The organism is Nitrosopumilaceae archaeon AB1(1) (assembly GCA_033471095.1).
GTDB lineage: Archaea > Thermoproteota > Nitrososphaeria > Nitrososphaerales > Nitrosopumilaceae > Nitrosoabyssus > Nitrosoabyssus spongiisocia.
The window spans coordinates 369,817-382,408 of the sequence record CP136752.1; the positions used below are offsets into that span (position 1 = coordinate 369,817).

A 12,592-nucleotide genomic window follows, 5' to 3' on the forward strand; every position below is an offset into this window, starting at 1 on the left:
TTGTTATCTACAGGAATAATAGATACAATTGGAACAGATTATGTAGCAAATCAGTTAAAACTAAAACTTGATGGTAAAGACATATGGAGTGCACTTGCAGGATTTCCAGGAATAGGTACAGCTCTGCCAATACTCTTAGGTAGAGGAGTGAATCAGAACAGAATTACAATTGAACAATTAGTCAATATAACAAGTACAAATGCTGCGAAAATATTTGGAATGTATCCAAACAAGGGAATCATTCAAGAAGGATTTGATGCTGATTTTGTTTTAGTGGATATGAAAATGACTAAAAAAATACACAAAGATATGTTTGGAGCATATTCAGATTACTCAGTTTATGAGGGAATGGAAATTGTCGGATGGCCTGTAATGACCATTTTACGAGGAGGTATAGTNAGTGAGAATTTTGAAGTTGTGGGTGAGAAAGGTACTGGACAATTTGTGCCACGAAAACACATAGATTTGTAAATTATTACACATTTGGACTTGAGAAAATAAATGGTGTATCTTTTTCTTGATCAAGGGTCCAATGAGTTGGCAATACAATAGTTTGTTTTACATCTAGATTGAATTTATCTAAAACTTTCCCCCATCCCCATTTGGAATCGTCTTCAGAGTATTGCTTTATTGCGAATGTTCCAGTGTGTACAAATGTACATGATTTTTTTAAATTTGGATCTTCTAGTATTGTACCTATAACACTATTTGCTAACATCTCACCTACTTCGGGTAATCCAGATAGAAAAAATACTGGTTTTGACAATTCAAGTTTAGAGTAATCAAATGTAGTTGCATCTGCCTGAATAGAGGTAAACGATATATCAGTATCTTCAGCTAGAGAATTTTGTAATAAGATCAAACTTTCATCAATTTCAAGCCCAAAAGATTTCATACCTATTGCTTGAGAACAGTAAGCAATTCTTCCATCACCAGAGCCAACATCAATCACTTGTTTGGATCCCATCTTTTTACACTCTAGCGCTAAAATCAATGCAGATAACATCCATGTGGGATAAAATGGAGCATAGCTAGTATCATGTTTTATGCTGTCTAACCAATAATGATTGATATCCCCTTCATAGATCATACATGAAATATCAGAAATTGATGATTCAAACGAATTATGATAAATTGGATTACTGTGTGCAAATTTATGCAAAATGTCAAGGTGTAATGTATCAAATGGCAGGAGAGAGGATTTACCAAGTGGTAAAGGTTCAGGTAGATGGCTTGTATTTTGAAATCGTTTGGAGAATTCTGTTTTTAATTTAGATAAACCATTTACTAAGTCACTTGTATAGTTGTTCATTTTAACATATGTTAATATTTCACAAGTTAACTAATTATAGAAAATTTACCATGTTTATTTGCCTTGTATATGATATCAGGTTTTCTCTCAAAGATGCCAACTTCCATTACACCAGCTGGGCGAATAATTTTTCTAGCAAGAAGTGATGGTTGTTTAATGGTTTTAAAGTTGCAATCAAGTATAATATTACCATTTTCTGTTATGAATGGATAACCACGCTCAAGCAAACGAATACTAGGATTACCACCAAGACGCTTTACAAAGAGAGTAACACTATTTCGTGCAGAAGGGTACACCTCTACTGGAACCGGGATATTCAGATGTGTTACAAATTTAGATGCATCTGCCATAATTACAACTTTTTTAGCCATACTGATTAACACATTTTCATATAATAGTGCACCACCTCCTCCTTTGATCAAAGTTTTTTTAGAATCAATTTGATCTGCTCCATCAAAGACAAAATCTATTCTCTCAGTTTGAGATGCATCAATCAATGGAATATTACCATCCTCTGCAACCATACGAATTTGTAATGATGTTGGAATACCTACAATACGGATATTTTGCTTTTTGATGTGTTTGGAGAGTGCCTTTACAAATGCTGTAGCCGCGCGTCCACTGCCAAGACCAAGTGTTTGTCCATCTTTGACAAACTTTAATGCATCTTTTGCCATAGCACAGATTGCATCATCATACAATTCTAGTCCACCTCTGATTTTTCTAATTTAGATATTGTTTGTAGAATTTGATTTTTGATTTCATTCAGATCAAGATTATCATTTGTATCAATAGCAGATGTTGTAGAATCAGTATCAACCAAAGTCGATTCACTAGGTAGCGCCCCAAAATTTGTAGGCAATGTTGGTGGATCAATATTCTCGTAAAGCGGTTTAGCATCTAAAGTTTCAGAGTTATTTGTATCATGTTGCATTGGAGCAGCTATTGGTGAAGATATCAGAGGAGCATGTGACAGAATCTCAGATGGAGTTGATATCATAGATTTTGATTGAGGTGTGGATATAGTGGGTGTTGTTTTTTCATCATCAAGATTAATACTGATATCATCAGTGGGTGGTTCAATCTTTGTTGATAATTCATGTAATTTTTTGTTTATACTAGAGAGTTTATCTTCTAAAATTGTAATTATTTCACTATCAGGAACTTTATCACTAGTATTTCTACTTGATGACTTTAGAGTTTCGATTTTGTTTTGTACTACACCAAGCTCGAGTTCATATTTGAATAATAGCTTTTCACGTAAATCAGGTTCAAATTGAGTATCATCTTGTATACGTTTTATGGCTTTGGTCAGAATATTTCTTTCAATTTCTACTGAATGAATTTCACAATCAAAGGAAATCATTTTAGAATTATTTTCTATTTTATATGTAGTAAATTGTTTTAGAAATAGTGCAGATAAGATACCACCAAGGACACCTAGTACTATAGCAATTTCTTGCATCTAAGTATACCATTTGATCCAAGAATATTTTCTAATCTTTGAATCTGGAAATCCACAACTTGCGCATCTACCATGACGTAAATGAAAAGAATTTTTACCGCAACGTCTACATCTTATATGAACATGTTTTTTTGTAAAACCGCCCATAGAGGTTGTACCTTTTACCATACAAACACCTACGCAGGGGGTGGGGATATCATAATGACGTTATCACCACGTACAATAATGGTTCCAAGACTATTTGTTTTATCATCATTTAGTAATTCCTCGGATTGCTCTAAGAGAAGATTCATGTGTTGATTGAATCCTTGCAAGTTTCCACGAATAACCTTGTTACCCTTTAGCTTTATCAGTACAATTTTGTTTATACTCTCATCAAGTATTTTTACAGCCATATCTACAGACATCTATCTCACTTACTCATGGATTCAAAACCTTCTATATTAAAATATCATTGATATGATGAAAATGTCAATCAACGAAAACAAATTTACACTCTTTTGTAGGATATCTACCCTTGCGCCTTTTACCATACAAACACCTACACAGGTGGTGGAGATATCATAATGACGTTATCACCACGTACGATAATAGTTTCAAGACTTTATTTATATTCGTCTAGCAATTCTTCAGATTGCTTTAAGAGAAGATTCCATGTTTTCAAAATGACACATATTAAATATAGTGCATAGTTTTAAAAAATATGCAGAAAAAATCATCATGGAAAACACAGTTTACAAAACTTTCAACAATTAAAGAAATTTTTGAATTATTTATATATAGAAGAAAATTTTATATGTTTCCAATAATTATTTGTCTCATTATACTAATAGGAGTTACCGCACTGGCACAATCTGGTTTAGCCGCATTTATTTATCCGATATAATATGCAAACCTCATCTAAAAGATTCAAGGCGCTTGCCGTAACAATAGGATCATCATTTTGGTTTTTCGTATTAACACAATCTATAGGATATTTCACAATTGAAATATTTATTGTTTTTATAGTTAGTGCTATGATACTAACTCAGATATTCGCACCAAAAATCTCAAGAGGATTAAATATATTTGCAGATATCAACACAAAAATATTTCTCGGAATGTTATTTATAGGATTAATTTCTATTTATGGAATATTTTTTAAGATTTTAAGAATTGATTTATTACGATTGAAAAAACAACAAAATTCATATTGGTTAAATATGGATAAGCAGAAAACTATAGAGAAACAGTATTGACATATATCCTTGGTATATCTTGTTATTACCATAATTCAGTCGCTGCACTACTCAAAGATGGGCATGTAATAGCGGCAGTAGAAGAAGAACGATTTTCACGTAAAAAATTTGATGATGATTTTCCAAAATTAGCCATTCAATGGTGTCTAGATGAATCAGGAATTACATCAAATCACATAAATTCTATTGCATTTTATGATAAACCTATTTTAAAATTTGAACGATTATTAGATAATTATATTGCAGTTGCTCCTAGAGGATTATACAGTTTTTTAGACACAATTCCTAAATGGCTTCACAAAAGATTATGGATAAAGTATGAAATTAAAAAAACATTACCAGAATTTAAAGGAAATATTGCATTTATAGAACATCATATGTCACATGCAGCACATACATTTTTTACATCTCCATTTACTGAAGCAGCTATTCTTACGATAGATGGTGTTGGGGAATGGAGTACAACTTCATTGGGTAGTGCACATAATAATACAATAACTCTTACAAATGATCTCAGATGGCCCCATTCATTGGGATTATTTTACTCAGCATTCACATATTTTCTAGGATTTCAAGTAAATGAAGGAGAATACAAGCTTATGGGTTTGGCGTCATATGGTAAACCAAAATACTATGATCAGATTTTGAATAACCTTGTAGATGTGAAAGATGATGGAAGCATACATCTGAATATGAACTATTTTGCATTTACATATGATAAGATTATGACCAACGATTCATTTGCAAAGCTATTTGAAATTTTACCACGTAAAAAAAATGAAATAGTACAACAGATTCATTTGGATATAGGTGCTAGTGCACAAAAAGTACTAGAAGACATCATATTAAAGATGGCGAATCATGTTTACCAAAAGACAAAGTTACCGAATCTATGTCTGGGTGGTGGAGTAGCTCTTAATGGAGTTGCGAATTATAAAGTATTGTATGAATCCGAATTTGATAATGTTCATATCCCACCATCTCCAGGTGATGCTGGTAGTGCAGTAGGTTGTGCACAGTATTTGTACTATACTAATAAAAAAAATTTCAGAGTTGTAGACGAAATCCATAAACAAATCCAAGAAAATGTATATGTTGGTCCATCTTTTGATAATCAAAAAATAAGACAGTTTTTAGATTTGGAAAATATAATATATGAGACATTTGATAGGCAGGAATTACTCATAAAAACTGCAAATCTAATTGCAGATGGAAATATTGTAGGATGGTATAATGGAAAGATGGAGTGGGGACCAAGAGCACTTGGAAATCGTAGTATACTAGCAGATCCTAGACGTGCAGATATGAAAGATATTTTAAATGAAAAGATAAAGCATAGAGAATCTTTTAGGCCCTTTGCGCCATCAATTCTAGAAGAATATGTTTCGAGTTATTTTGACATAGATCGACCTAGTCCATATATGTTGATGGTGGCGCCTGTAAAAAAACCAGATGATATTCCTGCTGTAACTCATGTTGATGGCACAGGAAGGTTACAAACTGTATCTAAATTCACAAACCCATTATATTATGATCTAATTAATGAGTTTTATAAGATTACTAATGTACCAGTAATTATAAACACGTCTATGAATGTAATGGGAGAACCCATAGTTAATACTCCACAACAAGCATACCAGATGATTGTAAAGACAGATATGGATTATCTAGTTTTAGGAAATAATTTGGTGACGAAATAATTGTCAGTACAAATTTCATATAAAAAACAGACATTATTTTTTATTTTTCTAATACTTATTGTTTTAGTGATTGTAGAGGGCGTGATACGTTATATGGATACGTATGCGTATGATTGTAACTTTACGAACCATGAATTATTCAAAAATTATACACGTTCTGAGCTAGAAGAACTTTGTCAAAATTATACATTTAAGTTTGATTATTCAGACAATATACGACGTCTCATACCTTTGCAAGGTAGTTATGTTAACATAAATTCAGAAGGATATAGAGGAGCAGAATTTAATTTTAACGATGATGATTACAAGGTGTTCTTTTTGGGCGGATCTACAGCATTCGGTTCTGGTGCATCAGGAGATAATTTCACAATTCCTAGTTTACTTGAAAAAAAATTTGATGATACAGGAGTAGATATCATAGTGATCAATGCGGGTATTTCTGGTGCAACTTCTTATGATGAACGATATTATTTAGAAAATTATATTCTAAAATATTCCCCAAATATAATAATCATGTATGATGGATGGAATGATTTACTAGTTCAGAATAATTTGACATATGATGAACGTGTACTTTTATTTGGTAATAATAAACCCAATACCGGCATTGTCGCATTAATGGCAAAATTAGATTACAGAACTGGTGTAGGAATTGGTAGTTACATAAGGGAATTGTATATAACAAATACACAAGTAAAAATTAATCTTCAAGAAACACAGAACGGACTATACGAAAATTGGTCCGAAGTATGTAAGATAGGTACACAAAATAATTTCCAAACAATCAATATTTTACAGCCAATAATTGGAACTAGTAACCGTACTATCTCACAATTTGAATCAATAAATACAGATCTAAGAGATTCTATGTTGGCATTAAATCTAAATTCATCAAAATATTATCCGTGTGATAAGATATATGATTTAAGAAACGCATTTGCAGGTATGGATGGGGTAACAATTTATTATGATGATGGACATACAATTGATTTTGGAAATGAAATAATAGCAGACCAAATTTTTAAAATAATTTATCCAGTAGTAACAGCAGATATGTTGTCCTGAATTAATATGTTAAAATTGTTATTCACCTAGAAAAGATATGACTTCTAAGATGGAGTACGACATAACAAAAAGGATCGATAACGCTAATAAAAAAATCTCAACTTATAACTCAGAAACACGCTTGGAGAATTTAATGACACTATTAAAGAATTTTAAGTATACTTACTAATTGAATAAAGCTAAAAATGACAGAATGAATAAATTTTTTATAAAATAAATTGGACTAGAATATTAAACTGAGAACTACATAATATTAAGATGTAAATAAAATCCAAGTATCAACAAACTAATATAATCTCAACAGTTTAAAACACAATCAATAAAAATAAATTTTCGGTAATTATTTATAGTTACATCTTACATTCTTTTGCAAGATTATTTACAATTTCTGCCAACAATTGTTTCCCCCTAGTTGCCGTAGCCTTTGTAGGATCTCCCCAAACTCCATTTGGGGTCACGCTAGGAAAGGATAATTCCGCTTTTTTAGATAATTGTAGAATTTCTTTTTTTGTCATACCATCTAAAAGCAGACCAGGTTTTGCCAAATTCATTTTTACATTCTTTGATATTGCAAGCATGAGGGATGTCTCAATCAGCCCTGCATGATCAAATGTATCATTCATAAAATGCCAATATGAAAAAATAGATACATGTTTTTTATTTATTTTTCTCTCCAGTTTTTTTAAAGCATCTTGATTTCCATGATGTCCATTAAGTATTATGATTTTTTTTATATTATTTTCCAAAAGCGAATTACAAATATCCAATAATAAAGATTGCATGGTAGAATTTCGAATACTGAGATTAAAAAATGGTTTATGCTCAAAAGATATACCATATGACACACTTGGTAAAAGTATAAATTTCATTTTTGTAGCAAGTCTTTTTGCAATTGCATTTACAATATCTAAATCTGTAGATACAGGTAGATGTGATCCGTGTTGTTCAATAGAACCTATGGGTATCAATGCAGTATGTTTATTATTTTTTAGATTTTTACGTAGCAAGGGATCGAATTGATCTAAAATATCCACAATGCTCACTTTATTTTCAGGTGTACTTTTCGCCAACGTACATCTAATTTATTATTCAGATGCAGTTTCACGGCATGCAATAGAGTCTTCGCCTCTAATTTTTGACCTTTATTTTTTAGAATGGTGAGAGAATGTTTAGGATCCACCTTGAAAGATTCCTGTGCTATTATAGGACCTTGATTTAAATTTTCAGTGACATAATGAGATGTAACACCAATAATTTTTGCCCCCCTCTCATAAGCTTGAGCATATGCAAAGGCTCCAGAGAACGCCGGTAATAGAGAAGGATGTATGTTAATTATTCTATTGGGATATCGCCATACAAAATTTGAGCTTAGTATTCGCATATAACGTGCAAGTACGATAAGATCAATATTATATTTTTTACATATAGTAATAAGTTTAGATTCTGCTTTTTCTTGATTTTTGTCTTCAACTAGTACAAATGGAATTTTAGCTTTATTAGCCATTGACTTTAGTGTTGGATCTGTTCCAACAATAACTTTGATGATACCTCGAAGTGATTTACGTGAATTCAATATTATACTCAAACAATGAGATTCTTTAGTTACAAATATCGCAATATTTTTTTTAGAACCTATTTCATGATGTGTGTAAGCATCTACATTATATTTTTTTGCAATAGACTTTAAATCAGTATTAAATTTTTTAATATCAAGTTTGGTAAAAGATGTCTCCATATGCATACCAAAAAGAGAATTAATTACATTTTGATTCAGACTTTCAATATTACCGTTATTTTGAAATATGAAATTAGTAAAAGAGGCAACTAATCCTTCTTTATCTTTTCCTACTACTACAATACCTATCGTCATTTTTTTCATGGTGTTTTTTATTATTCATAACCCTATTAATGCTTAAACGTCAAGTTTGAGGAAATGATTTTATTGATTATGCGGGAGATGGGATTCGAACCCACGAACTCCTGAAAGACAGGGACCTAAACCCTGCGCCTTTGACCAGGCTGGGCGACTCCCGCAACAAGATTTGAATTGATCATAAACTTAATGGTTGCTAGTATATAATTATACGATAATAATGGTCTAATATTCAGTTTAGATTCATTCACAAGTGGTCAGTTAAAATATGCCTAGTCGTTTAATATCTTTCTTGACTATACTAAATGTGGATATTGAGAATATACAAAAGGTTCATTCCATAGCGTTAGATCTAGATGAGATTAGAGTTACATTTCAGCAAGATGTAGATGTTACACTACCCAAAATAACGATTAAAGGAAAGAGAGGAGACGTGCTCAGTATACCACGTTGGGTTGCCAATGTTTTAGAAAAATCAGAATTGATACAGATACAAGATAGGAGTATTGAAAAAGAATTAACTCAAGCGGTGGGAAAAGAAAATTTACAAAATGAATTTGAATTATCTACACTCGAGCCAAATTTTTACATCAAGATTAAAACTTTTATAAAAAAAATTCCTAGAAAAGATAAAGAGAAAATTGAAAGTTTACTAAATTCACTTGTACGTAAACGTCATGGAAAAATAATTCATATAGCAGATTCATCTCGCCTAACAGCTAAAATCACTGCTAAATTAACAGTGGAAGAAAAGATATTTTACAATAACCTGTATAATATTAGTCAAGAATTTACAAAATTTGTTATTGGTGATAAAGAATGACAATGGCAGAGATACAATTTAATGAGGAAGGAGTAAAAGATATGGTCAAAGAATTCCTAGTTGAATTCAAAGAAGATAATCTCTACAAATACGTTGAACAAATTGATCAAATGATGTCAAAGAATTCTAAATTTATAACCATTGATTATGATGATCTCATATTACGCCCTGATATTGAGTCAAGATTTAATGCTAGTCCAGATATGATGTTAACAGGATTTGCAAAGGCCGTAAAAGAGATTTTGCAGATGAGATTTGTAGAATATGCTGAGCAAATCAAGGACGATATTCGTATACGTATTGTAAATTATCCTCTTCAGCGTAGTTTGAGACAGATAAATTCTGATGTTATAAGCAATATGACTAGTGTCTCTGGAATGGTTGTTAGAGCATCGGAGGTAAAACCATTAGCAAAAGAGATGGTTTACACCTGTCCTGATGATCACATTACACAGATTTACATACAAAAAGGTATGAGTGTAAATGTACCTGCAAAATGTTCAGATCCAAATTGTTCACATCGTGATTTAGAACCTAATCCAGAACATAGTAAATTTATAGATTTTCAGATGCTTCGTCTTCAAGAATTGCCAGAAGATTTACCACCAGGACAGTTACCACAGTATATTGATATTACAATAAAGCAGGATCTTGTAGATAATGCTAGACCCGGCGATCGTGTTATTTTAACTGGCATAGTACGTATAGAACAAGAACCAATTTCAGGAATAGGGAAAACAAACAGTGCCGTGTACAGATTACGAATTGATGGAAATAATATTGAGTTCTTGGGAGGTCGTGGTGTAAAATCATCAAGAAGATCAGAGAGAGAGACTAGTTCACCAGAAGAAGAAAAAATAATTCGTACACTAGGTAATAATTCGGATATCTATAAAAGACTTGTAGAGTCATTTGCACCACATATACAGGGACATTCATTAATCAAGGAATCCATATTATTACTAATCGTTGGATCCACGCAAAGAGTATTAGCAGATGGAGCAAAGATACGTGGAGATATCAACATATTTTTAGTCGGTGATCCAGGAACGGCTAAAAGTGAGATGCTCAAATTTTGTGCGAGAATTGCCCCTAGGGGATTATACACTTCAGGTAGAGGATTTACCGCTGCAGGTTTGACGGCTGCCGTTGTTCGAGATAAATCAGGAATAATGATGTTGGAGGCAGGAGCTGTGGTACTGGGAGATCAGGGACTCGTATGTATTGATGAATTTGATAAAATGAAGCCAGAGGATAGAAGTGCGTTACACGAAGTCATGGAACAACAATCTGCAAGTATAGCCAAAGGAGGAATTGTTGCAACTCTTAATGCACGTACATCCATTTTAGCTGCTGCAAATCCCATGTATGGTAAATATGATCCATTCAAGAATATAACAGAGAATGTGAATCTACCCATTCCATTACTAACTAGATTTGATCTGATATTTGTAGTCAGAGACATACCATCAAAAGAAAGAGATAGAATGATAGCGAAGCACATCATAAAACTACACACTCCTAGTGGAATAGGTGGACGAGCACCGGTAGATGTTGATATTTTAACAAAATACCTAGCGTTTGCAAAACGAATTAATCCAATACTTACAGAAGGTGCAGAGACCAAGATACTAGATTATTACATGCAAATGAGAAATGTGGATTCTGACGATATGATTACAGTTACACCAAGACAGCTGGAGGGATTACTTCGGTTAGCTACAGCACGTGCTAGACTCTGTTTGAGAGATAGAGTAGAGGAGGAAGACGCAGAACGTGCAGTCTTTTTGATGCAAAGTATGTTGCAAGATGCAGGTGTGGATGTAAATACGGGTAAAGTAGATTTGGGGGTTTTGCAAGGAAAACCTAGAAGTGAAGTCTCAAAGATGCAGCTATTCATGGATATCTTAAAGTCATTAGAAGGAGAGAGCAAAATAGCAGTTGAGGAAGGTAAATTGATCAAAGAATTGGTAAATAGTGAGAAATTCAATGAAAGTGATGCACACATATACATTAGAAAAATGAAAGCAGAAGCATCAATATATGAATCTAAAACAGGTCATTACAACATCACATGATGAGTCATGCAAGAAAAAGATCTATTTGAATGGCTTTTCATTGGAGTGTTAACATCTGTAATTGCATTTTTTATTGTATTTGCTCTAACTCCAATTTGGATTAAATTCTTGGAGAAAATGAATTGGGTAGTAGATGATAGACATCGTAAAGGGGGTGCTAAAGTAAGTCACCCTGGAGGTCCGGTTTTATTAGCAGGGATATTAGGTGCAGAGATTACACTGTATGCATTTTTGGGTACCACAGAAATACTTGCAGTAATATTCACAACAACCTTTGCATTTATTGTTGGAATTATAGATGATGTAAAAATTATGAGTGGTTGGTTTAAACCATTGGCTCTAGCTGTATCATCAATTCCAATCATTATTCTAGGAACATATGATACTAGTATAGCATTTCCACTCTTTGGCAATCTTGAAATTTCTTGGTTGTATCTTGCTGTAATACCATTAACCATATCTTTGCTAGGAAATACACTCAATTCCATAGATGTAATGAATGGTTTATCAAGTATTTTTATGGTAATTGCAAGTATAGTTTTAATAATTGGGTTAATAATTGTAGAAAATTATGAGATGGCGTTTGTAGTACTACCACTACTTTTTGTGTCCATTGCATTTTACAAATATCATAAATTTCCNACTAGAATATTCCCTGGAGATTCCGGAGCGCTTGTATTTGGTGTAATGTATGGAACATTGGCAATAGTTGGAAATGTAGAGATTATAGCAATAATTGCACTACTTCCAGCAGTGATCAACTCATTCTTGTTTTTATCAAGTGCGAAACGAATAGTTGAACATCGTCAAATTGGGGCAAGACCAACCGAGATGACTGATGATTTTAAAATAAAATCAACTAAAAGCGTAAAAGCTGCAATATCACTCGTACGTCTATTGGTTGCAAAAAAACCATTAACAGAGAAAGAAATTGTGATTCAAGTGGTGAAGCTAACGCTTGTTTCTGGAATTTTATCTGTCGTTACAGCCCTGATGATAAATTCAGAGATATCCATCATAGGAAATAATGGGGTGTAA

The 12,592-nt window shown here is 32.6% G+C and carries 14 protein-coding genes and 1 tRNA gene; 7 read left to right on the forward strand and 8 right to left on the reverse strand.

Annotated features, from left to right (window positions below):
• A complete protein-coding gene (locus tag R1F52_02225; GenBank protein ID WOV93463.1) occupies positions 1–471 on the forward strand; it encodes an amidohydrolase family protein in 471 nt (156 codons plus the stop codon).
• Positions 472–475: 4 nt separating this feature from the next.
• Here R1F52_02225 and R1F52_02230 read toward each other — a convergent pair whose 3' ends face one another.
• The 5 genes from R1F52_02230 to R1F52_02250 are packed head-to-tail and all read right to left on the reverse strand — an operon-like array spanning position 476 to position 3,184.
• Positions 476–1,312, reverse strand: coding sequence for a hypothetical protein (locus R1F52_02230; GenBank protein WOV93464.1), 837 nt, complete (start codon positions 1,310–1,312; stop codon positions 476–478).
• 26 nt (positions 1,313–1,338) lie between these two features.
• Positions 1,339–2,013: a ribose-5-phosphate isomerase RpiA gene (gene rpiA / locus R1F52_02235; protein WOV93465.1), complete on the reverse strand. Its 675-nt coding sequence runs from the start codon at positions 2,011–2,013 to the stop codon at positions 1,339–1,341.
• Between the two features lie 2 nt (positions 2,014–2,015).
• Positions 2,016–2,777: a hypothetical protein gene (locus tag R1F52_02240; GenBank protein WOV93466.1), complete on the reverse strand. Its 762-nt coding sequence runs from the start codon at positions 2,775–2,777 to the stop codon at positions 2,016–2,018.
• Positions 2,778–2,945 (reverse strand): 50S ribosomal protein L37e, encoded by a 168-nt coding sequence (locus tag R1F52_02245; protein WOV93467.1) that lies wholly within the window; start codon positions 2,943–2,945, stop codon positions 2,778–2,780.
• Between the two features lie 8 nt (positions 2,946–2,953).
• Positions 2,954–3,184, reverse strand: coding sequence for an LSM domain-containing protein (locus tag R1F52_02250; protein WOV93468.1), 231 nt, complete (start codon positions 3,182–3,184; stop codon positions 2,954–2,956).
• A 480-nt stretch (positions 3,185–3,664) separates the two neighbouring features.
• Between R1F52_02250 and R1F52_02255 the strand changes: the two genes are divergently transcribed.
• The 3 genes from R1F52_02255 to R1F52_02265 are packed head-to-tail and all read left to right on the forward strand — an operon-like array spanning position 3,665 to position 6,780.
• The gene (locus R1F52_02255) at positions 3,665–4,015 is read left to right on the forward strand and encodes a hypothetical protein (protein ID WOV93469.1); all 351 of its coding nucleotides are present in this window, start codon (positions 3,665–3,667) and stop codon (positions 4,013–4,015) included.
• On the forward strand, positions 4,012–5,715 hold the full coding sequence (locus tag R1F52_02260) for a carbamoyltransferase (protein ID WOV93470.1): 1,704 nt from the start codon (positions 4,012–4,014) through the stop codon (positions 5,713–5,715). The genes R1F52_02255 and R1F52_02260 overlap by 4 nt, the downstream gene beginning before the upstream one ends.
• Positions 5,716–6,780 (forward strand): SGNH/GDSL hydrolase family protein, encoded by a 1,065-nt coding sequence (locus R1F52_02265; GenBank protein ID WOV93471.1) that lies wholly within the window; start codon positions 5,716–5,718, stop codon positions 6,778–6,780.
• A gap of 350 nt (positions 6,781–7,130) precedes the next feature.
• Here R1F52_02265 and R1F52_02270 read toward each other — a convergent pair whose 3' ends face one another.
• The 3 genes from R1F52_02270 to R1F52_02280 all read right to left on the reverse strand — a co-directional run bounded on the left by R1F52_02270 (position 7,131) and on the right by R1F52_02280 (position 8,814).
• Entirely contained in the window at positions 7,131–7,850 is a 720-nt protein-coding gene (locus R1F52_02270) for a creatininase family protein (protein WOV93472.1), read from the reverse strand.
• Entirely contained in the window at positions 7,820–8,659 is an 840-nt protein-coding gene (locus R1F52_02275) for a formyltetrahydrofolate deformylase (GenBank protein ID WOV93473.1), read from the reverse strand. Before R1F52_02275 ends, R1F52_02270 begins: the two co-directional genes overlap by 31 nt.
• A 70-nt stretch (positions 8,660–8,729) precedes the next feature.
• Positions 8,730–8,814, reverse strand: a tRNA-Leu gene (locus R1F52_02280).
• 107 nt (positions 8,815–8,921) lie between these two features.
• On the opposite strand from R1F52_02280, the gene R1F52_02285 reads away from it, so the two are divergent.
• From R1F52_02285 to R1F52_02295, 3 genes are read left to right on the forward strand one after another with little or no spacing between them, the layout of a single operon-like run.
• Positions 8,922–9,476 (forward strand): hypothetical protein, encoded by a 555-nt coding sequence (locus R1F52_02285; protein WOV93474.1) that lies wholly within the window; start codon positions 8,922–8,924, stop codon positions 9,474–9,476.
• Positions 9,473–11,554: a minichromosome maintenance protein MCM gene (locus tag R1F52_02290; GenBank protein ID WOV93475.1), complete on the forward strand. Its 2,082-nt coding sequence runs from the start codon at positions 9,473–9,475 to the stop codon at positions 11,552–11,554. The genes R1F52_02285 and R1F52_02290 overlap by 4 nt, the downstream gene beginning before the upstream one ends.
• Before the next feature lie 6 nt (positions 11,555–11,560).
• A complete protein-coding gene (locus R1F52_02295) occupies positions 11,561–12,592 on the forward strand; it encodes a UDP-N-acetylglucosamine-1-phosphate transferase (GenBank protein ID WOV93476.1) in 1,032 nt (343 codons plus the stop codon).

What these genes read in the sequence shown, in the direction of transcription:
- R1F52_02250 (WOV93468.1), bottom strand. Translation starts at nt 3,184, where the DNA reads ATGTCTGTAGATATGGCTGTAAAAATACTTGATGAGAGTATAAACAAA.
- R1F52_02230 (WOV93464.1), bottom strand. Translation starts at nt 1,312, where the DNA reads ATGAACAACTATACAAGTGACTTAGTAAATGGTTTATCTAAATTAAAA.
- R1F52_02285 (WOV93474.1), top strand. Translation starts at nt 8,922, where the DNA reads ATGCCTAGTCGTTTAATATCTTTCTTGACTATACTAAATGTGGATATT.
- R1F52_02240 (WOV93466.1), bottom strand. Translation starts at nt 2,777, where the DNA reads ATGCAAGAAATTGCTATAGTACTAGGTGTCCTTGGTGGTATCTTATCT.
- R1F52_02275 (WOV93473.1), bottom strand. Translation starts at nt 8,659, where the DNA reads ATGAAAAAAATGACGATAGGTATTGTAGTAGTAGGAAAAGATAAAGAA.
- R1F52_02245 (WOV93467.1), bottom strand. Translation starts at nt 2,945, where the DNA reads ATGGTAAAAGGTACAACCTCTATGGGCGGTTTTACAAAAAAACATGTT.
- R1F52_02255 (WOV93469.1), top strand. Translation starts at nt 3,665, where the DNA reads ATGCAAACCTCATCTAAAAGATTCAAGGCGCTTGCCGTAACAATAGGA.
- R1F52_02290 (WOV93475.1), top strand. Translation starts at nt 9,473, where the DNA reads ATGACAATGGCAGAGATACAATTTAATGAGGAAGGAGTAAAAGATATG.